The organism is Streptomyces sp. NPDC053426, assembly GCF_055585405.1.
Map to the genome: position 1 here is coordinate 274,461 of NZ_JBVJKE010000009.1, position 20,374 is coordinate 294,834.

A 20,374-nucleotide genomic window follows, 5' to 3' on the forward strand; every position below is an offset into this window, starting at 1 on the left:
CACGGGCTTCGCCCGAGTTCCGGAGAGCAACCCCGTCGGGGCGCGTTCCCAGCTCCCGAGTCGGGTGGTGGGTGGGCACAGGCCGGGAGTCCAGGGGGCGGAGCCTCCTGGCGGGGGCCAGGGGCGGAGCCCGCAAGGCTCGCTGCCGCGCGTGCGATCCAGCGTTTTGCCCAGAGATGACGCGCGCCGGGGACTGCCAACCCCACCCTCGAGTGTTTTCGTGGTGACGACATTCCGGGATTCCCCGTCACGGAGGTGTACACCATGCCAGACGCCGCCTCGCGGCTGAAAGGTCACGTCGAACAGCTGATCAACGCCCCCCTCCCCGTCCGCGTCCGCGCCTGGGACGGCTCACAGGCCGGCCCCCCGGACGCCCCCACCCTGGTCGTACGCAACCGCCGGGCCCTGCGCCACCTGCTCCGCAAGCCGGGCGAACTGGGCCTCGCCCGCGCCTGGGTGGCCGGCGACCTCGCCGTCGAGGGCGACCTCTACACCGTCCTCGACCGGATCGCCGGCCTCGTCTGGGAGCGCGGTGAGGACGCCCGTACCCTCGTCCAGGCCCTGCGCGACCCCGCCTTCCGTTCCGCCGCCCGCGGACTGATCGCCCTCGCCGGCCCCCCGCTGCCGCCCGCCCCGCCCCGCGAGGAGGCCCGCCGTCCCCGCCGCGGCCTGCACACCAAGCACAGCGACCGGCGCGCCATCAGCCACCACTACGACGTCGGCAACGACTTCTACGAGATCGTCCTCGGCCCGTCCATGGTGTACTCCTGCGCCTACTGGCCCGCCCCGCCCCCGCGGGGCACCCTCGAACAGGCCCAGCACGACAAACTCGAACTCGTCGCCCGCAAACTCGCCCTGAAGCCGGGGCAGCGCCTGCTGGACGTCGGCTGCGGCTGGGGCTCCATGGCCGTCCACGCCGCCCGCGACCACGGCGTGGACGTCGTCGGCGTCACCCTCTCCCACGAACAGGCCGCCTACGCCCGTAAGCGCGTCGCCGACGAGGGAATGACCGACCGCGTCGAGATCCGCGTACAGGACTACCGGGACGTCACGGACGGCCCGTACGACGCCGTCTCCTCCATCGGCATGGCCGAACACGTCGGATCCGAGCGCTACCTGGAGTACGCCACCGCCCTGCACGGCCTCCTCAAGCCGGGCGGGCGGCTGCTGAACCACCAGATCGCGCGCCGCCCGCAGCGGGACGAGACGTCGTACCGGGTGGACTCCTTCATCGACGCCTACGTCTTCCCGGACGGCGAACTCGCCCCGCTGGGCACCACTGTCTCCCTGCTGGAACGTTCCGGTTTCGAGGTGCGCGACGTCGAGTCGATCCGCGAGCACTACGCGCTCACCCTGCGCCGCTGGGTGGCGAACCTGGAGGCCGACTGGGACCGCGCGGTGTCGCTCGCCGGTCCGGGACGGGCCCGCGTCTGGCTGCTGTACATGGCCGCGTCCGCCCTCGCCTTCGAACGCAACCGCATCGGCGTCAACCAGGTCCTCGCCGTCAGGACCCCGGAGTCCGGCGCCTCCGCCCTCCCCCTGCGCGCCCGCACCTGGAACTGACCCGCACACGACGAAGGGCCCCGCTCCACCCGGAACGGGGCCCGCGTCACAGCCGTGGCCGTGGCTCCTGCCCGGCCTCTACTCGGCCTTGATCGCCTGCAGCATGTTCAGCCGGGCCGCCCGCCGCGCCGGCCACAGCGCCGCCAGCACACCCACCACCGCGGCCAGCAGCAGGAAGACCCCCATCCGGGCCCACGGCAGGACCAGTTCGTACGTCGCCATCCTCGACCCCACCAGCTCACCGGCCGCCCAGCCGAAGAACACGCCGAGGCCGAGGCCGAGCACCGCGCCGAACAGCGAGATCACCAGGGACTCCAGCCGGACCATCCGCTTGATGCCCGTGCGGTCCAGGCCGATCGCCCGCAGCATGCCGATCTCCTGGGAGCGCTCGAACACCGACATCGCCAAGGTGTTGATCACACCGAGGACCGCCACGATCACCGCCATCGCCAGCAGGCCGTAGACCATGTTCAGGATCAGGGTGAACATCTTCGCGACCTCGTTGGAGAGGTCCTGCTTGTCCTGGACCTTGATCGCCGGGTTGCTGCCGAGGGCCTTCTCCAGCGCGTCCTTCGCCGCGTCGGACGTACCGTCGGCGGTCTTCACCATGACCATCATGTCGGCCGGTTCCGACTCGTCCGGGTCGAGGACCGCGGTGTCGACCATGATGCCGCTCATCATCTCGTTGGCCTGGTAGACGCCGGAGACCGTGAGCTTCCGCTTCCCGCCGCCCTCGTAGGCGACGGTGAAGTCCGAACCGGCCTTCCAGCCGTACGACTTCGCGGTGTCCTCGTCCACGACGACCCGTGCGCCGCCGACCTCGAAGGATCCCTGCGTGACCGGGAACTCGGTCAGCTCTTCGATCGTGGCGCCGTTCACGCCGGTCAGGTACTCGTGTTCGCCGTCGACGCGGGCGTACGCGTTGCGCATCGGGCTGACGGCGGTCACGTCGCCGGACTGCCTCAGCTGCTTCTCGATGTCCTGCGACAGGGGGTGTCCGTTCGCCATGGACACCATGTAGTCCGCCTCGATCGCGGAGGCCGCCATCTTGTCGATGGACTTCTGCAGGCTGCCGGCCATCACCGTCATCCCGGTGATCAGGGTGAGCCCGATCATCAGCGCGGACGCGGTGGCGGCGGTACGGCGCGGGTTGCGCACCGAGTTCTGCCGGGCCAGTTTCCCGGAGACCCCGAAGACGCGCAGCACCGGCGCCGCGCCGGCGATCAGCGGGCGGGACAGCAGCGGGGTCAGGACGAAGACGCCGATGATCAGCAGGACGGCGCCGAGCCCCATCGGGGCCTGGCCGTCGGAGCCTTCCATCGTCGTGGCCGCGAGGACCACCGCGACACCGGCCGCCGAGAACAGCGCGCCCAGCGTGTTGCGCAGCACCAGCGACTTGGTGGTCGCCTGGGCGTGCAGCGCGCTCATCGCCGCCACCGGCGGGATCTTCGCGGCCCGGCGGCCGGGCAGCCACGCGGCGAGCATGGTCACCAGGATGCCGACCGCGAACGCGGAGCCGACCGTGCCCGGACTGATCACCAGGGGGCCGTCGGGCATGGGCGCGTCCAGCGTCCCCATCAGGGAGCGCAGCCCCGCGCCGATGCCGACACCGGCGACGAGTCCGACGGCGGCGGCGACCGCGCCGACCACGAACGCCTCGATCAGCACCGACCGCGTGACCTGACGCCGGGAGGCGCCGACCGCGCGCATCAGGGCCAGCTCCTTGGTGCGCTGGGCGACCAGCATGGTGAAGGTGTTGGCGATGATGAACGTACCGACGAACAGCGAGATCCCGGCGAACACCAGCAGGCCCTGCTTCAGACCGCTCATCGAGGCGGCGATCGCCTTCGCCTGGTCGTCGGCGAGCTTCGTGCCCGTCGTGGTCTCCACGACGTCGGAGGGCAGCGCCTTCTCCAGCTGTGCCCGCAGCTCGGTGTCGCTGACGCCGTCCTTCGCCTCGACGGCGATCTCGTCGAAGGTGCCCGGCTTGCCGAGCAGCTTCTGCGCGGTCGGCGTGTCGAACAGCGTGAGGCTGCCGCCCGCCGCGACATTGCCGTCGTCGGTGGTGAAGACACCGGTGATCTCCGGCTCCAGGACGGGACCGTCGACCGACATCCGTACGGTGTCACCGACCTTGTAGCCGGCCCGCTTCGCGGTCTCGGAGTCGATGAGGATCTCGCCCTCGCCCTTCGGCGCGCGCCCGCTGACCAGCGGATACCGGGGGTCCTCGGTGCCCCAGTAGTTGCCGCCCTGCGACTGGAAGCCGTTGCCGATCAGCTTGCCGTCCTTGTCGGCGAGCGCGGTGAAGCCCTGGACGGTGCCGATGGCCCCCGCGGCGCCGGGCACGGCGGCGCTGTCGTCGACCAGTTCACGGGTCAGCTCCCGGTACTCGCCGGCCTCGTCGCCCTCGCCCTCCTTCCACTGGGGGGTGACGGCGACGTCGACGTGGTCGAAGCCCTTGGCGGACTGCTTCTGCAGGGCGTCGGAGAGGCTGTTGGTGAAGACCAGGGTCCCCGACACGAAGGCCACGCCGAGCATCACGGCGAGCACGGTCATCAGGAGCCGGGCCTTGTGCGCGAGCACATTGCGCAAGGCGGTACGGAACATGGGAGTCTTCTCGAGTCCAGACGTACGGAGGGGGGCGGGCTGGGGAGCGGGCGGGGGTGTCAGCTGGTGCGGCCCTTGGTGTCGAACCCGGGGGCCTGGGGGTTCCCCCCGGGAAGGTTCCGCATGCGGTCGAGCACCGAGTCGGCCGTCGGCCCGTGCACCTCGTCCACGATCCGGCCGTCCGCGAGGAAGACGACGCGGTCCGCGTAGGCGGCGGCGACCGGGTCGTGCGTCACCATGACCACCGTCTGCCCCAGCTCGCGCACGGAGTTGCGCAGGAAGCCCAGCACCTCGGCACCGGAACGGGAGTCGAGGTTTCCGGTGGGCTCGTCACCGAAGATGATGTCCGGCTTGGACGCCAGCGCCCGCGCGACGGCGACCCGCTGCTGCTGACCGCCGGAGAGCTGCGAGGGCCGGTGGCTCAGCCGGTCCGACAGGCCGACCATCCGGATCACAGTGTCCAGCCACTCCTTGTCCGGCTTGCGGCCCGCGATGTCCATCGGGAGGGTGATGTTCTCCAGCGCGGACAGCGTCGGCAGCAGGTTGAACGCCTGGAAGATGAAGCCGATCTTGTCCCGGCGCAACTTGGTGAGCTGCCGGTCCTTCAGCGAGCCCAGCTCGGTCTCACCGATGCGCACGGAACCGGAGGAGAAGGTGTCGAGGCCGGCCACGCAGTGCATCAGCGTGGACTTGCCGGACCCGGACGGACCCATGATCGCGGTGAACTCGGCCTGCCGGAAGGCGACGGAGACCCGGTCCAGGGCGACCACCTGGGTCTCGCCCTGGCCGTAGATCTTCGAAAGCTCCGTGGCGCGCGCGGCCACGGCGGTGGTCCGGTCGGCGAGGGGTGCGGTGGTCACGGGATGGGCGCTCCTGTCGGGACGGTGTGTTCTCGGGGACGTCGTCCATCGTTCCGCCGCTTCGCCGCCGTGTAGTCACCCGCTGCTCCGGTTCCGGGGGGCGACTCGGGAGGGAGTGCCGGGCGCGGTGTCATACCTCAGGATGACGTCGGCCCCTGAGCCGGGGGCGCGCGGGAACGGGTGGAGCGCCCTTGTTCGGACGGTGAAATTCCGTCATTCCGCGTGCGTGACGGAGCGTCACACGCAAGGCTGTTGGCACGTGCTGTCGGCGAGTTCACGGTGCTGATGCACCCTCAGGCGCCAATAAAATAAGACAAGATCGGTCCATCCCGCCGCTGTCGACGGGAGGGGCACCGATAGGCTCGGAACCGCGAAGCGGAGCCCACGGCCTGCCCGGATGGTGGAATGCAGACACGGCGAGCTTAAACCTCGCTGCCCCTGAGCGGGCGTGCCGGTTCAAGTCCGGCTCCGGGCACCACCACGTATGCCGTTCTCGTCGACGAGAGCGGCCCCTCTCGCTGTCCTTCCTCCTCCCCCCGCGGCGCGGCGGAGCGTCGCCTCTTCACCCGTGCACACGCGCTCGACGCCGGCCCGGTGGTCCGGACGTGAACGCGCGGGCGGCCCCGGTGCCTCAGATCAGGCCCGCGATGCCCGGGGCGTCCAGGTCGACGAGGACGATGGTGCGGCCGTTCATCCGGATCGCGCCCGCGTCCGTCAGGCGCCGCAGGATGCGGGAGAACGTCTCGGGTTTGAGGCTGAGCCGGGACGCGACGACGTGCTTGGAGGCGGGGAGGGTGACCACGGCGGGGGCCGGGTGGGGATCCGGGCAGGTCTCCTCGGCGAGCCGGCGCAGCAGATCCAGGACGCGCTCGGTCCCGCTGTGCAGGGCGTACTGCTCGATGTCCATGACGAAGTGCTGGAGGCGGAGGGCGAGCCCGGCGGCCATCCGAAGCGCGAAGCCGGGCCGGCTGTCGGCGAGTTCGAGCACGGGGGCGAAGGGGACGGACAGCAGGAGGCAGTCGGAGAGCGCGACGGCGCTGACGGGATAGGGGGCGCCGGTGAACAGGAGGGCCTCACCGAACGTCTGGCCCGGGGAGACGATGGAGATGACCTTCTCCTCCCCGACCGCCGCGGAGACGGCCAGCCGGACCTGTCCCGTGATGAGGCAGTAGAACGCCCCCGGCTGGGTGCCCGCCTCCACCACCACCTGCCCCTTGGACGCCGGGAAGGTCCGGGTGAGGGCGGCCAGGTGGGTCAGGCTTTCCGCGTCCAGCTGGTTGAAGAGCGGTATCGAGCGGAGCAGACTGCGAGGCGGGTCCCGTCGGAGGGGCATGTTCCGGATTCTATCTTCCGTGAAATCCTCGCCGAATTGACCTGCGTCAAGGTAACTCCGCTGCTCCTTTCCTACGGTGATCGCGCCGGCAGGAGCCAGGACCGGTTGCCACGGCCTGCCGGGTGAACCGTCGGAAGAGGAGACAGCCCCATGGCGCATGACATGTTCTGCTACCAGTGCGAACAGACGGACCGTACCGGGGGTACGGCCGGCTGCACGGTCAAGGGGAACTGCGGCAAGGACGCCACCACCGCCGCCCTGCAGGACCTGCTGATCCACGTCTGCAAGGGCATCTCCCAGCACGCGAGGGCAGCCGCCGAGCGCGGTGTCGGGCTGGACCGGGAGGCGGCCGCCTTCGTCGTCCACGGCATGTTCTCCACCCTCACCAACGTCAACTTCAACGCCACCCGGTTCGTGAAGATGATCCACGAGGGCGCCGCGCTCCGGGACCGGGTCCGGGCCGCACACGAGCAGGCGGCCCGGGAGGCCGGCGAGGAGCCGGCCGAGCTGTCCGGTCCGGCCGCGTTCCGGCCCGCCGCCAAGGTCGACGACCTGCTCCTGCAGGCGGCGGAGGCCGGCATCCTGGCAGACGCCGAGGAGGTGGGCGCCGACATCACCGGACTGCGCGCCTTCGTCCTCTACTCCCTCAAGGGGGTGTGCGCGTACGCCCACCACGCCCGTGTCGTCGACTACCGGAGCGACGAGGTCGACAGCGAGATCGAGGGGCACCTCGCCTACCTGGCGGACGGCCCGAGCGACCGGGAGGAACTGCTGCAGCGGGTCCTCGCGGTCGGCGCCACCAACCTCAAGGTGATGGAGCTGCTGGACAGCGCCAACACCGGTACGTTCGGGACACCGCGCCCCACGAAGGTCAAGGTCTCCGCCGTCCGGGGCAAGGCCGTCCTCGTCAGCGGCCACGGCTTCGACGAACTGCTCGAGATCCTCAAGCAGACCGAGGGCACCGGCATCCAGGTCTACACCCACGGCGAGATGCTGCCCGCCCACTCCTACCCGGAGCTGAACAGGTACGAGCACCTGGCCGGCAACTACGGCGGCGCGTGGCAGGACCAGCAGCAGGACTTCGCGGCGTTCCCCGGACCGATCGTGATGACCTCGAACTGCCTGATCGAACCGCTGCCCGCCTACAAGACCCGCACCTTCACCACCGGCCCGGTCGGCTGGCCCGGGGTGCGGCACATCGGCGACTACGACTTCAAGGGAGTCGTGCGCGCCGCCAAGGGCACCCCCGGCTTCCCGGCGGACGAACCGGAGAAGGAGATCACCATCGGCTACGGCCGCCGGGCCCTGCTGGAGATCGGTGACGACATCGTCGGCGCCATCACCTCGGGCGACATCCGGCACATGTTCCTGATCGGCGGCTGCGACGGCACCGCCCCCGGCCGTGACTACTACACGGAACTGGCCACGAGCACCCCGGCGGAATCCGTGATCCTCACGCTGGGCTGCAACAAGTACCGGTTCAACAAGCTCACCCACGGCACCACACCGGGCGGCCTGCCCCGACTGCTCGACGTCGGCCAGTGCAACGACACCTACTCCGCGATCCGGGTCGCCGAGACCCTGGCCACGGCGATGGACCGCACGGTCAACGACCTGCCGCTCACCCTGGTCCTCGCCTGGTTCGAGCAGAAGGCGCTGGCGATCCTGACCACCGTGCTCCACCTCGGCCTGCGCAACGTCCGCACCGGCCCGAGCGTGCCGGCGTTCGTCACGGAACCGGTGTGGAACCTGCTCTCCGAGCGTTTCGGCCTGCGCACCAGCCGGAGCGCCCAGCAGGACCTCGCCGACGCGCTGGGAGCGACCCGATGACCGCCGTGCCCTCCTCCGAACCGCTGCCCGCCGCACCCGACGGGTACCCGCTGACCATGACCACGCTGGACGGCGAGGTCATCGAGGCGACCGCCGCCGAGGGACAGTCCGTCCTGGACGCGGCCGCGGACGCCGGACACCTGCTGCCCGCGCTGTGCCGGAAGGGCACGTGCGGTGCCTGCGTGGCCACGGTCGTCGACGGCGAGTTCACGCTCGGCGACCACAGCGAACTCGCGCTGAGCCCGGAGCGGGCGGCGTCCGGCGGTGCCCTGCTGTGCTGCACCTACCCCGACAGCCCGTTGACGATCTCGCTGCCGTACGAGCGTTCCCGCGTGCTGACCGGGACCATCTCCGTGTGCTCCGCCACCGTGGCCGCCATCGACCGGTGCACGCACGACGTCGTACGTCTCCTGCTCCGGCTGGACGTCGACGCCGAGGACGGTGGGACCGCCGAGTTCGAACCGGGCCAGTTCGCCCAGTTGCAGATCCCGGGGGAGGAGGAGACCCGCGCGTACTCCTACTCCAACATCCCCAACTGGGACGGCGAACTGGAGTTCTACATCCGGCTGCGTGAGGGCGGCCACTTCTCCACCTGGCTGGACCGCACGGCGAAGACCGGGGACACGCTGACCGTGCACGGCCCCCAGGGAGCCTTCGGCCTCGTCGAGACCGGGCTGCGGCCCCGCTGGTTCGTCGCGGGCGGCACGGGGGTCTCGCCCCTGTTCTCCATGGCCCGCCGCATGGCCGAGTTCCAGGAACCGCACGCGCTGCGGTTCTACCTGGGGGTGGGCGGCGAGAGCGACCTCTTCGGCGAGGACGTCCTGGCCGAGGTCGGCGGAGAACTGCCGGACTTCTCGGTACAGCTGTGCGTGAGCCGGCCGTGCGAGCGTACGGACGTCCGCGCCGGCAGCCCGGTGGCCGCCCTCGCGGAGGACCTGGAAGCCCTCCGGAAGCAGGACGAGGAACTGCCCGACCTCTACGTGTGCGGCCCCCCGGGCATGATCGACGCGGTGGAGAAGGTCGCCCAGGAGGCGGGCGTCCCGATCACACGGATCCTGAGCGAGAAGTTCTCGGTCTCCGCCACCGCCTGATCCTCCCCCGCCGCCCGGGGCACGTGATCGGCGCCGTTGGGCGCGAGCGGCGCCCTCGGCGACGGGGACCGCTCGGACCACACCTCCGCGTGACCGGTCCGGGTGAACGGGCCGCCGGAGATCCGCCGGATCGCGGCCCACGGCTTCACCGGGCCCGCCCCGGACGTCTCCGGCCACCACGCGACCGCCGGGGCGGGGTGAACGGATGATCTCCGGCCGGTTCCGGGGAGATACCGGCTCGGTCATGGTTCGGTGCCTCACGGTGAAGGGAATCACCCGGCCGCGTAGCGTGTTGCGCAGCACAACGAGGGAAAGATCCTCCCCAAGCATTAGGGTCATTCCTTTGCCTACCTATTACTCTTGAGCCAAGGCCGCGCCGTGTGGCCATGGAGGAGTGAAATGAGGAGCAGCAACCCGGTCTTCTCGCGACGGGGGTTCGGCCGCGACAACGGCTACGCGGGCTTCAACACCGCGCCGCAGGCCGGGGGTCCCGCCGTCGCCACGCAGGCCAACCCGTACGCGCAGCCGACGACGGGCAATCCGTACGCCCAGAACCCCTACGCGCAGCAGGACCTGCAGTACGGCGCGCCGCCGCAGGCGCCGGCCACCACCGGCCGGATGACCATCGACGACGTCGTCATGCGCACGGGCACCACGCTCGGCGTGCTCATCGTCACCGCGGCGCTCTCCTGGGCGCTGCTGCCGGTCGACGACGCCAACATCAGCCGGTCCTACGGCATCGGCATCGGCGCCGCGCTGATCGGCATGGTCCTGGGGTTCGTGCAGGCCTTCAAGCGCAAGGCATCGCCGGCGCTGATCCTGACGTACGCCGCGTTCGAGGGCGTCTTCCTCGGCGTCATCTCCAGCATCGTCGACAACCGCATCGCCGACGGTGCGGCCATGCAGGCCGTGATCGGCACCATGGCGGTCTTCGCCGGTGTGCTGGTGGCCTACAAGGCCGGCTGGATCCGCGTCAACCGCCGTTTCTACGGCTTCGTGATGGCGGCCGCGCTCGGCTTCATCCTGCTGATGGCCGTGAACCTGCTGTTCGCGGTGTTCGGCGGCGGTGACGGCCTCGGCTTCCGCAGCGGCGCGCTCGGCGTCGTCTTCGGCGTCATCGGCATCATCCTCGGTGCCTGCTTCCTCGCCCTGGACTTCAAGCAGGTCGAGGACGGCATCGCCTACGGTGCCCCGCGCGAGGAGGCCTGGCTCGCCGCCTTCGGCCTCACGATGACGCTGGTGTGGATCTACCTGGAGTTCCTGCGGCTCATCTCGATCCTCAGCAGCAGCGACTGACATACCGGCAGTCCAGCGGCACGGCGAAGGGCCCCGGGTTCACCCGGGGCCCTTCGCCGTGGCGGCACGCGCTACAGCAGTTTGCGCGCGGCCCTTCGCAGGTCGTACTCGTGGACGATCGCCTTGGCGTGGCCGTACGCCAGGTCGTACTCGTGCCGGAGCCAGCTGACCTTCTCCTCGAAGCGGAAGAGCGCCGGTCCTTCTTCGACGGTGCGCAGCCAGTCGGAGATCTCACGGCCGGTGCAATGGGGGATACGGGCGAGCATGTTGCGGTGGGTCTCCTCGGAGAGGACGTGGGACATCGGCGCCTCCGGACTCAGGGGATGTAAGCCGGTCCTTCAGGTCACCGTGCCTGAGGGTTCGCCCGTTGGCAACAGTCCCGCCGCGCCGCGTACGCTCGCCGCGTGGTTGATACGACGCCCTTCATCCGTGCCGTGGATCATTTCGCCGACCGTCTGCGGGCCGCGCCGCAGAGCAGGCTGCAGCGGGGAGGGGCGGCCGAGGCACTCGCCCTGGCCAGGGAGTTGGCGCGGCGCACCCAGCTCGTCGAGGAACCGGGCACCGAGCCCCGCGAGATGCCCGACGCGGGCATGTTCGCCGCCGCCGACCAGATCACCGTCGCCGGCCACGACCTGGCGCTCGTACTGAAGAACGAGGACGAGGTCGGGGAGGCCGTACGGCTGGTGGAGGAGGCGCGCGAGCGCGCCGGGGTGTAGGCGGTCCGGTGGCCGGCCGGGGCTAGAGGGTCGCGATGACGCGGTCCGCCAGGATGTAGACGTTCTCCTCGCCGCAGGAGAACGTCAGCGTGTACGCCCCGGAGACGCCGGAGCCGCCGAGCAGGAACGGGGTCTCGCCCGAGCGGAGGGCCGCGGCCAGCCGCTCGGCGGTCTCGCGGTGGCCCGGCGTCATGCACAGCGTCGTCCCGTCGGCGAAGACGTAGACGTCGAGGGTGCCCAGCGGGCCCGGACGGACGTCGGTCAGCTCGGTCCGGGCGGCGGCCAGCTCCTCCAGGGTGGTCACCGTGCGCTCGTGGTCGTTCACGACCGGCGAGGGGTTCGGTACGAAGTCCGGGTGCGAGGGGTGACGGCGGCGGGCCGCGGCCAGCTCCGGGGAGTCCCCGGAGTGCTCCTCGGCGTCCGCGCCCGGCTCGCCCACCGGCTCCAGACCCACGAAATCGGCCTGCCGGGGCAGGAACAGCTCGCTGTCCGCCAGACCCAGCAGGGACGGCGCGTCGGAGGCGTCACGCGCCTCCTGGGCGGCCCAGAAGGCCCGCGCCTCGGCGAGCTCGCGCTCCCGCTCCTCGGCGAGCGCCTCCGCCACGGCGGCGCGTATCTCGTCGGTGCCGGCCGTGCGGGCGGGGGGAACGTGCGCGCGCGTGGTCGCGGCGCCGTTCTCGGCCAGCGCGGTGTGCAGGGCCGCGACCTGTCGGCGCAGCACCATGATGCTGCGCAGGACAGCGACGCCCACGGCGCCGGTGGCGGCCGTGGTGATCAGCAGGGCGATCGGCATGGCGCTCACTGACGTACTCCCGGTTCAAAGTCGACCCCCGACTTCCTACATCAGCTTGAAGGGTGGACTAACCATCTGTCAGTGCGTAACGTCACGAAACGGACAGGCCTTTGATGGTGCACCCGGGAGGGGCTCGGCCCTGACCTGCGTGAACCCCCGTGCCGGGGGAGATAGGTCACATCCTGGGGGAGATTGGATCACGAACAGGCCCGAGCCTCGGAGTTTCCCGAGACCCGGGCCATGGCTTCACCGAACGTACCGCGACGGCTACGGTGCGCCCGCGGTACGGGGGTTCAGCTGAGGCGCTCGATGACCATCGCCATGCCCTGGCCGCCGCCGACGCACATCGTCTCCAGGCCGAACTGCTTGTCGTGGAACTGGAGGGAGTTGATGAGCGTGCCGGTGATGCGGGCGCCGGTCATGCCGAAGGGGTGGCCGACGGCGATGGCACCGCCGTTGACGTTCAGCTTCTCCAGCGGGATGCCGAGGTCGCGGTAGGAGGGGATCACCTGGGCGGCGAACGCCTCGTTGATCTCGACCAGGTCGATGTCGTCGATGGTCAGGCCGGCGCGGCCCAGCGCCTGCTTGCTCGCCTCGACCGGGCCGAGGCCCATGATCTCGGGGGAGAGGCCGGAGACGCCGGTGGAGACGATCCGGGCGAGCGGGGTGAGGCCGAGCTCGCGGGCCTTGGTGTCGCTCATGATGACCAGCGCGGCGGCGCCGTCGTTGAGCGGGCAGCAGTTGCCGGCGGTGACGAGTCCGTCCGGGCGGAAGACCGGCTTGAGGCCCTGGACGCCCTCCATGGTGACACCGGCGCGGGGGCCGTCGTCCTTGGAGATCACGGTGCCGTCGGGGAGCGTCACCGGGGTGATCTCGCGCTCCCAGAAGCCGTTCTTGATGGCTTCCTCGGCGAGGTTCTGCGAGCGGACGCCGAACTCGTCCATGTCCTGGCGGGTGACGCCCTTGAGGCGGGCCAGGTTCTCCGCGGTCTGGCCCATCGCGATGTACGGGTCGGGGACCAGGCCGTCCTCGCGCGGGTCGTGCCAGGTGGAGCCCTCCGACCCGGCGACGGCGGCGGTACGGGCCTCGGCCTCGGCGAACAGCGGGTTGCGGGTGTCCGGGAGGCTGTCGGAGTTGCCCTTGGTGAAGCGGGAGACCGTCTCGACGCCGGCCGAGATGAACACGTCGCCCTCGCCGGCCTTGATGGCGTGCAGGGCCATGCGGGAGGTCTGCAGCGAGGACGAGCAGTAGCGGGTGATGGTGCAGCCGGGGAGGTGGTCCATCCCCATCTGCACGGCGACCACGCGGCCGAGGTTGTTGCCCTGCTCGCCGCCGGGGAGGCCGCAGCCGAGCATCAGGTCGTCGATGTCGCGCGGGTCCAGCTCGGGGACCTTGGCGAGGGCGGCCTGGATGATCGTGGCGGTCAGGTCGTCCGGGCGCAGGTCCTTCAGGGAGCCCTTGAAGGCGCGGCCGATGGGGGAGCGGGCGGCAGAGACGATCACGGCTTCGGGCATCACGGCTCCAGTGGCATACCGGTTGGTTGGTGCGGGGCTTCTTGGGAAGTTACCCGGACGTATGGGCGGGGTCACGGGTGACGCCATGTGACATGGACCGCAACTGTCTAAGCGCTTGCTTGGACAGGCTGCACCCGCGGTCCCCCGCGCCGCGTACCCGCCCTCCCCGCCTTCCGCGTGCAGCCGCGCCGTGCCCGCCCGCTCTCCGCGGGCAGTCGTGCCGCAGGGCGGCACGGGTGGGCGCGACGGCACCCCGTGAGCGCCGGGCTGCGCGACACCTCCCGTCCGGCACCGACACCGCTCACCGGCGCTCGCCGGGTGCCGCTGCGCCCACCCGTGCCGCCCCAGCGGCACGACTGCCCGCAGCTGTGGCGGTTGCGGCGGTGGGTGGCGCGGCTGCCCGCCGTAGATGCCAGGTGTTACGACGGCTGGGCCGAAGGTTCTGGTTCTGTTTCCGTGACCCGCCGGCGCCGGCGGCGTTTCAGCAGGGCCCACGGCCCCCGCGCACCCGCCGGCATCGCCGCGGTGACCTCCGTACCCGCCTCCGACGCCGCCTCCGCCGCCGCCCGCGCCACCGGCAGGAACCCCTCCCGACGCGCGGCGTCCGGCCGTTCCTCCTCCGCCGGCCACAGCCCCAGCGCCGCGCACACCGTCGGCAGCACCGCCATCGCGGCCGTGGCGTACCCCTCCACCGAGGGGTGGTAGCTGTCCGGCCCGAACAGCTCCCGCGGGTTCGCCGCGAACTCCGGCCCCAGCAGGTCCCCCAGCGACACCGTCCGCCCGCCCTGCTCGACCGCCCCGATCGTCTGCGCCGCCGCCAGCTGCCGCGAGGCCCGCCGGGCCAGCCAGCGCAGCGGCTGCCGCACCGGCTCGACCGAGCCGAGGTCGGGGCAGGTGCCCACGACCACCTCCGCACCGGCCGTCCGCAGCCGCCGTACCGCCGACGACAGATGACGTACGGAACGGGTGGGCGGCATCCGATGGGTGACGTCGTTGGCGCCGACCATGATCACGCAGATGTCCGGCACCCGGGAGGGGTCCGCCAGCGCCCGCGTCACCTGCCGGTCCAGATCGTCGGAACAGGCCCCGGGCACCGCGACCGTGCTCAGTCCCACCGGACGTTCCGCGACCGCCGCGACCCCCGACGCCAGCAGCGCGCCCGGCGTCTGCCCGGCCCGGTGCACGCCCTGCCCGGCCGCCGTGGAGTCGCCCAGCATCGTCAGCCGCAGCGCCGGTTCGCCCGGCACCGTGTACGCGGCGCCGTACAGCCCGTCCGCGTTCGGTACGTGAGGAGTCGTACCGTTGCCCACCCGGCGCCGCGCCAGCTGGGCCTCGGCCACCAGGAGCCCCACGGCGGCCGCCCCGGCCAGTCCGATGCCCCCGCCGCCGTACGCCGCGCCGGCCGCGATCCGCCGGGCCACCCTCGCCCTCGACAAGCCCGTCATCCCTCGCCGCCACCTCCCTCGAACCCGTACACCCAGTGCTTGCCCCGTACGGACCGTGCTCCAATCCCCACAGCGAGTGAACGACCCGGCCGGGTTCGGACCGGCGAGGGCCTAGGCTGGCAGCACCACTACGACCACCTCTTTTGCAGCATCCGGAGACAACGGTGCAATTCCACGACTCGATGATCAGCCTCGTCGGCAACACCCCGCTGGTGCGGCTCAACAGCGTGACCAAGGGCATCAGGGCGACCGTCCTGGCCAAGGTGGAGTACTTCAACCCGGGCGGTTCCGTGAAGGACCGCATCGCCCTGCGCATGATCGAGGCGGCGGAGCGGAGCGGAGAGCTCAAGCCCGGCGGCACCATCGTCGAGCCGACCAGCGGCAACACCGGGGTCGGGCTCGCCATCGTGGCCCAGCAGAAGGGCTACAAGTGCATCTTCGTCTGCCCGGACAAGGTGTCCACGGACAAGATCAACGTACTGCGGGCCTACGGCGCCGAGGTCGTCGTCTGCCCGACCGCCGTGGACCCCGAGCACCCCGACTCCTACTACAACGTCTCCGACCGGCTGGTGCGCGAGACGCCGGGGGCCTGGAAGCCGGACCAGTACTCCAACCCCCACAACCCGCTCTCCCACTACCACTCCACCGGCCCGGAGCTGTGGGAGCAGACGGAAGGCAGGATCACCCACTTCGTGGCCGGCGTCGGCACCGGCGGCACCATCTCCGGGACCGGGCGCTACCTGAAGGAGGCCAGCGACGGCCGCGTGCAGGTGATCGGCGCCGACCCCGAGGGCTCCGTGTACTCCGGCGGCTCCGGGCGGCCGTACCTGGTGGAGGGCGTCGGCGAGGACTTCTGGCCGACCGCCTACGACCGTGATGTCGCGGACGAGATCGTCGCCGTCTCCGACAAGGACTCCTTCCAGATGACCCGCCGGCTCGCCAAGGAGGAGGGCCTGCTGGTCGGCGGCTCCTGCGGCATGGCGGTCGTGGCGGCGCTGGAGGTGGCCGCGCGGCTCGGTGAGGACGACGTGGTCGTCGTCCTGCTGCCGGACAGCGGCCGCGGCTACCTCAGCAAGATCTTCAACGACGAGTGGATGGCCGACTACGGCTTCCTGGAGGACGCCGGCCCCAGCGCCCGCGTCGGCGACGTCCTGAACGACAAGGAGGGTGGCCACATCCCCTCCCTCGTCCACATGCACCCCGACGAGACGATCGGCCAGGCCATCGAGGTGCTGCGCGAGTACGGCGTCTCGCAGATGCCGGTGGTCAAGCCGGGCGCCGGTCACCCGGACGTGATGGCCGCCGAGGTCGTCGGCTCGGTGGTGGAGCGGGAGCTGCTGGACGCGCTGTTCAGCAAGAGCGCCTCGCTGGACGACCCGCTGGAGAAGCACATGTCCGCGCCGCTGCCGCAGGTCGGCTCCGGTGAGCCCGTCGCGGACCTGATGGCCGTGCTCGGCAAGGCGGACGCGGCGATCGTCCTCGTCGAGGGCAAGCCGACCGGCGTGGTCAGCCGCCAGGACCTGCTGTCCTTCCTGGCCAAGACCGGTAAGTGACGGGGCGTCGGGCGAAACCACCGGTGAACCCGCGGTGAACGGCCGGGCGTTGGCGCGTTCGTGATCTTCGTGGACTTCGCGGAAGTGGTACGAGCGTGTCACGTCCGCGCAGCACTCGCTTAACACGGGTCCGGCAGATTGGTCGGTGTCGGCGGAACGGGAGCGGCTCCCCGTTCCGGCCGGCTGCGAACGGCGTCGAAGGACCTCCGGAGCGGCTCCCGGACCTCCATGGACGCCCCGGACGCGCAGCCTGCCTCAACGGGCGCGCGTCCCCCGCGGGGACCGCCGTCGTCCCGCCCCCCGGTGACGGGGGTGCGGCGGTCCCCGCGGAGCGCTCGCCTCAGTCGTCCCAGTCGCTGTCCCGAGCCGGCTTGCGGCGACCGAAGAGACCCGGATTGTTCCGCGCGGCCTGGACGACGTTGACGCCGACGATGCCCAGCCAGGCGACCAGCAGTCCGGGCAGGTCGGCCACGCCCCCGCCGATCGCGGACAGCGGCACCGCCAGGACCAGCGAGACGATGCCGAAGCCGAAGCGCTCGCCCCAGGAGTCCGTGGCCTGCGGCGACCGGGAGTCCCGGGCCACCGTCATCTGCTGCTCGGCGAACTGCCGGCGCACCCGGCGCTCCACCACGCCGTCGATGCGCTGATCGACCTTCTCCAGGAACGAGTCGACCAGCGCGGACTCGTACTCCTCGCCCAGCTCCCTGCGGGCCTGCAGGGAGGCGTCGAGTTCCTTCTTCAGCTCGGTGTCCCGCGCGTCCATTCCGGTCATGCGGTCCACGGTAGGCAGGCGGGAGGGCGATGACACTGGGGGTAACCCCCCTCTCGGTCTCGGGTTCGCCGCGCCACTACTTCTTGCACATCTTCTCGTCGGCCCTGGACTGCTGCGCGTCGACCTTCTTCGGCGGCGCGATGGGGGTGCCGGCCTCCTTGAAGTCGGGGCCGAGGGTGAGCGTCATCGGGGTCGTCGCGTCGGCGTCCTCCGTGCCGGGCTTCATGGCCGAGGCGGGCAGACCCATCAGGTCGGCGAGCTTGCGGGCCTGGTCGGCCTGGTTCGGGGCGTACTCCAGCCGGGTCTTGTCGACGTCGGCCGGGGCGTCGCCCTCGTTGGCGGACCTGGCCACGCCCTGGCTGGTCTGCAGCCAGGCCAGGGTGGCCTGCGCGGCGCCGTCCGGGCCGCCGCCGTTGAGGACGTCGACGCGGACCTCGGACGCCTCCGCCCGCGTGCCCTCCAGCAGCTCGGCCTGCTTGTCCTTGGCGTCCTTCTCCTTCTTCTTCACCTCGGTGAGGGAGACGTCGTTCTGCAGCATGCTGAAGAGCTTCGGGGCCTCGCTCGGGTGCGGGACGACGGTGACGGGCGTGGGCTCGGCCGGGTTGTCGACCACCGGCAGGGTCATCAGGGTGATGTTCTTCAGGTCGATCTTGGCGAGTTCCCTGGCGAGGGCGAGCAGCTTGCTGGGGCTGCCTATGCCCTTGTCCACGGTGAGGGACTTGGTGGCCGCGTCGGCGACGTCGAGCATCTTCGACGGGCTGTCCAGCGTGTCCTCCTTGAGCTGGCGGAGCATCGACGCGACGAACTTCTGCTGCATCTCGATCCGGTCCAGGTCGCTCTCGTTCTTCAGACCGTGCCGGTTGCGGAGGAAGGAGAGCGCGTCCTCGCCCTCGATGGTGCTTTCCCCTTTCGGCAGGTCGAGTCCGGAGCCGCCGTCCAGGTCCTTGAGGGGCTCGTCCAGGCACACCTTGACGCCGCCGACCGCGGTGGACAGCGTCTTGACCGCGTTGAAGTCGAACATCATGAAGTGGTCGAGCTCGAGGCCGGTGATCTCCTCGACGGTGAGCATGGTGCAGCCCGGATCGCGGCCGTTCACACCATAGGACTCGTTGAACTTGGTGGGGACCGTCGAGCCGGGGATCTTCTTGGTGGAACCGTCGGACTGTATGGACTCGCAGTCCGGGATGTCGATCACCAGGTCGCGGGGGATGCTCACCACGGTCGCGTTGGTGCGGTCCTCGGACATGTGGAAGAGGAGCGTGGTGTCGGCGTGGCCGGTGACGTTGTCCCGGTTGCCGTAGGCCTCGTTGCCCTCGCCGGTGCGGACGTCGTTGCCGATGACCAGGAGGTTGACCGGCCCGTCCCCCACGGCCTCGTTACTGCCCACGTCGCCGATGTCGACGGTGTCGATGTTGCCGGAGAGGCGGTCGTACCAGTAGTACGCGAACGCCGAACCCCCCACGAGGACCAGACCGAGGACGCCTCCCGTCCACATCAGCGCCTTCTTCTTGCCGCTCCGCTTCGGCTTGCGCTTGCGGCGGCCATGGCCGGGCGTGTCCTCCGGTGTGGACGCCGGCGCCGGCGCCGGTGCGGCGCGGCGGCCGCGCTGGCCGGGAACGCGGGCGGGCGCGGTGGAACCGGGGTGCGGGGCGCTGCGGGGGCGGGGCGTCTGCGGCTGCTCCGCTGAATCGTTCAGCCGCAGTTCGTATTCGCCGGTCTCCGGGTTGAGTACCCACTGGTCGGCAGGGTCGGTTCCGTCCGCCTGCCCACGACTTCGCGCGTCCACGCCTGTACCAGTCCTCCGTCGGGTGCCACATGGGTCGCCTGCGCCCCAAGGCGCTCTGTTGTTCGATGAGTTACGCTATCCGGCCCGTTCGGGATGTGGTGACGTCGTAGCAAAATCGTCGAGTTCCGGATCTGTCGCCGAAACGGGCACAGTGTGCGATCCCCACCCATCGCGGCGTGCGGTCGGCGTGGCCCCGTACGCGCCTGTATAACGGTATGCAGGAATATCGATGGGTGAATAGGCCGAGGCGTCGAGACGTCGAGGCGTCCGAGGGGGAGTCAGGTCATGAGTGGCGGCACCGAGAGCCCTGCCGCGCGTCTCCAGGCGCTCTTCGAGGGGCACCGGCTGACGCCGACCCAGCGGCGCATCGCGCACAGCATGGTGCGGCGCGCCGCCGACGTGCCGTTCCTGTCCAGCGTGGAGCTGGCCGAACTGGCCGGGGTCAGCCAGCCGTCCGTGACCCGGTTCGCCGTCGCCCTCGGCTTCGACGGCTACCCCGCCCTGCGCCGGCACCTGCGCGAGGTCGCGCCCGCCGAGCCGGCGCCGGAGACCGGCTCGTACAACGAGTACCAGCAGGCCGTCGAGGCCGAGATCGAGAACCTGCGGCATCTGGCGGAGGTGCTGGCCGACCCCCGGCCGGTGCGGCAGGCGGGCCGGGTGCTGGCCGGGAGCCGGCCGCTGCCCGTGCTGGGGCTGCGGGCCGCGGCGGCCCAGGCGCACGGGTTCGCCTACTTCGCCGCCAAGGTCCACACGGACGTACGGCTGCTCAACGAGGGCGGCACGATGCTCCACGACCGGATCGACGCCGCCGCGCGGGCCGGGGCGAGCGCCCTGCTGTGCTTCGCGCTGCCCCGGCATCCCCGCGAGGTCGTCGACGCCCTCGCCCACGCCAAGGAGACGGGGCTGACCGTGGTCACCGTCGCCGACTCCCCGTTCGCGCCGGTCGCCAAGGTGTCCGACCTGCTGCTGCCCGCCGCCGTCGGCACCGGGCTGGCCTTCGACACGGCGTGCGCGCCGATGCTGCTGGGCCGGGTGCTGCTGGAGGCGATGTGCGACGACCTGCCCGACGCGCAGGCACGGCTGGAGGAGTTCGACACGAAGGCGGCGGCGCGCGGGCTGTTCGTGGACTGACGGCGGGGGAGGTCCGCCCGTGTTCTCAGACTCGTCTCACCTTGCGCCACTAGCGTGCCTCTCTCAGGACATGCACAGGCATCG

The 20,374-nt window shown here is 71.0% G+C and carries 16 protein-coding genes and 1 tRNA gene; 8 read left to right on the forward strand and 9 right to left on the reverse strand.

Translation table 11 applies throughout. The features are described 5' to 3' along the window. Positions 1-264: 264 nt before the first annotated feature. Positions 265-1,563, forward strand: a complete 1,299-nt coding sequence (locus ACZ62B_RS20470) for a class I SAM-dependent methyltransferase (protein ID WP_468719145.1) — start codon at positions 265-267, stop codon at positions 1,561-1,563. A gap of 78 nt (positions 1,564-1,641) precedes the next feature. Here the strand turns inward: ACZ62B_RS20470 and ACZ62B_RS20475 are convergent, their stop codons facing one another. Both ACZ62B_RS20475 and ACZ62B_RS20480 read right to left on the reverse strand, forming a co-directional pair. Continuing rightward, positions 1,642-4,170 carry an ABC transporter permease gene (locus ACZ62B_RS20475; protein ID WP_468887628.1) on the reverse strand — a complete coding sequence of 843 codons (2,529 nt, stop codon included), beginning with the start codon at positions 4,168-4,170 and terminating at the stop codon, positions 1,642-1,644. A 59-nt stretch (positions 4,171-4,229) separates the two neighbouring features. Further along, positions 4,230-5,030 (reverse strand): ABC transporter ATP-binding protein, encoded by an 801-nt coding sequence (locus ACZ62B_RS20480; protein WP_344554980.1) that lies wholly within the window; start codon positions 5,028-5,030, stop codon positions 4,230-4,232. 391 nt (positions 5,031-5,421) lie between these two features. Between ACZ62B_RS20480 and ACZ62B_RS20485 the strand changes: the two genes are divergently transcribed. After that, positions 5,422-5,508: transfer RNA gene (locus tag ACZ62B_RS20485), tRNA-Leu, on the forward strand. Between the two features lie 153 nt (positions 5,509-5,661). On the opposite strand, the gene ACZ62B_RS20490 is transcribed toward ACZ62B_RS20485, so the two are convergent. Continuing rightward, positions 5,662-6,363, reverse strand: coding sequence for a Crp/Fnr family transcriptional regulator (locus ACZ62B_RS20490; RefSeq protein WP_344554978.1), 702 nt, complete (start codon positions 6,361-6,363; stop codon positions 5,662-5,664). A gap of 150 nt (positions 6,364-6,513) precedes the next feature. On the opposite strand from ACZ62B_RS20490, the gene hcp reads away from it, so the two are divergent. The 3 genes from hcp to ACZ62B_RS20505 all read left to right on the forward strand — a co-directional run bounded on the left by hcp (position 6,514) and on the right by ACZ62B_RS20505 (position 10,580). Continuing rightward, entirely contained in the window at positions 6,514-8,193 is a 1,680-nt protein-coding gene (gene hcp, locus ACZ62B_RS20495) for a hydroxylamine reductase (protein WP_344554976.1), read from the forward strand. Next, a complete protein-coding gene (locus tag ACZ62B_RS20500; RefSeq protein WP_344554974.1) occupies positions 8,190-9,284 on the forward strand; it encodes a 2Fe-2S iron-sulfur cluster binding domain-containing protein in 1,095 nt (364 codons plus the stop codon). Before hcp ends, ACZ62B_RS20500 begins: the two co-directional genes overlap by 4 nt. A gap of 399 nt (positions 9,285-9,683) precedes the next feature. Next, positions 9,684-10,580 carry a Bax inhibitor-1/YccA family protein gene (locus ACZ62B_RS20505; RefSeq protein ID WP_344554972.1) on the forward strand — a complete coding sequence of 299 codons (897 nt, stop codon included), beginning with the start codon at positions 9,684-9,686 and terminating at the stop codon, positions 10,578-10,580. A 71-nt stretch (positions 10,581-10,651) separates the two neighbouring features. On the opposite strand, the gene ACZ62B_RS20510 is transcribed toward ACZ62B_RS20505, so the two are convergent. After that, a complete protein-coding gene (locus ACZ62B_RS20510) occupies positions 10,652-10,882 on the reverse strand; it encodes a DUF4287 domain-containing protein (RefSeq protein WP_030870003.1) in 231 nt (76 codons plus the stop codon). A gap of 102 nt (positions 10,883-10,984) precedes the next feature. Here ACZ62B_RS20510 and ACZ62B_RS20515 point away from each other — a divergent pair, with 102 nt between their 5' ends. Next, on the forward strand, positions 10,985-11,296 hold the full coding sequence (locus tag ACZ62B_RS20515) for a hypothetical protein (RefSeq protein ID WP_383454467.1): 312 nt from the start codon (positions 10,985-10,987) through the stop codon (positions 11,294-11,296). Positions 11,297-11,318: 22 nt separating this feature from the next. Here ACZ62B_RS20515 and ACZ62B_RS20520 read toward each other — a convergent pair whose 3' ends face one another. The 3 genes from ACZ62B_RS20520 to ACZ62B_RS20530 all read right to left on the reverse strand — a co-directional run bounded on the left by ACZ62B_RS20520 (position 11,319) and on the right by ACZ62B_RS20530 (position 15,048). Further along, the gene (locus ACZ62B_RS20520) at positions 11,319-12,098 is read right to left on the reverse strand and encodes a hypothetical protein (RefSeq protein ID WP_344554968.1); all 780 of its coding nucleotides are present in this window, start codon (positions 12,096-12,098) and stop codon (positions 11,319-11,321) included. Positions 12,099-12,382: 284 nt separating this feature from the next. After that, complete coding sequence (locus ACZ62B_RS20525) at positions 12,383-13,603, reverse strand: acetyl-CoA C-acetyltransferase (RefSeq protein WP_468719142.1); 1,221 nt, start codon at positions 13,601-13,603, stop codon at positions 12,383-12,385. Positions 13,604-14,022: 419 nt separating this feature from the next. After that, positions 14,023-15,048 (reverse strand): SGNH/GDSL hydrolase family protein, encoded by a 1,026-nt coding sequence (locus ACZ62B_RS20530; RefSeq protein ID WP_344554964.1) that lies wholly within the window; start codon positions 15,046-15,048, stop codon positions 14,023-14,025. A 164-nt stretch (positions 15,049-15,212) separates the two neighbouring features. Between ACZ62B_RS20530 and ACZ62B_RS20535 the strand changes: the two genes are divergently transcribed. After that, a complete protein-coding gene (locus tag ACZ62B_RS20535) occupies positions 15,213-16,601 on the forward strand; it encodes a cystathionine beta-synthase (protein WP_344554962.1) in 1,389 nt (462 codons plus the stop codon). A 340-nt stretch (positions 16,602-16,941) separates the two neighbouring features. On the opposite strand, the gene ACZ62B_RS20540 is transcribed toward ACZ62B_RS20535, so the two are convergent. Next, positions 16,942-17,364, reverse strand: a complete 423-nt coding sequence (locus ACZ62B_RS20540) for a hypothetical protein (protein ID WP_344555342.1) — start codon at positions 17,362-17,364, stop codon at positions 16,942-16,944. Positions 17,365-17,449: 85 nt separating this feature from the next. Next, a complete protein-coding gene (locus ACZ62B_RS20545) occupies positions 17,450-19,159 on the reverse strand; it encodes an LCP family protein (RefSeq protein WP_344554960.1) in 1,710 nt (569 codons plus the stop codon). 285 nt (positions 19,160-19,444) lie between these two features. Between ACZ62B_RS20545 and ACZ62B_RS20550 the strand changes: the two genes are divergently transcribed. After that, on the forward strand, positions 19,445-20,290 hold the full coding sequence (locus ACZ62B_RS20550) for a MurR/RpiR family transcriptional regulator (protein ID WP_030870025.1): 846 nt from the start codon (positions 19,445-19,447) through the stop codon (positions 20,288-20,290). Positions 20,291-20,374: the final 84 nt, after the last annotated feature.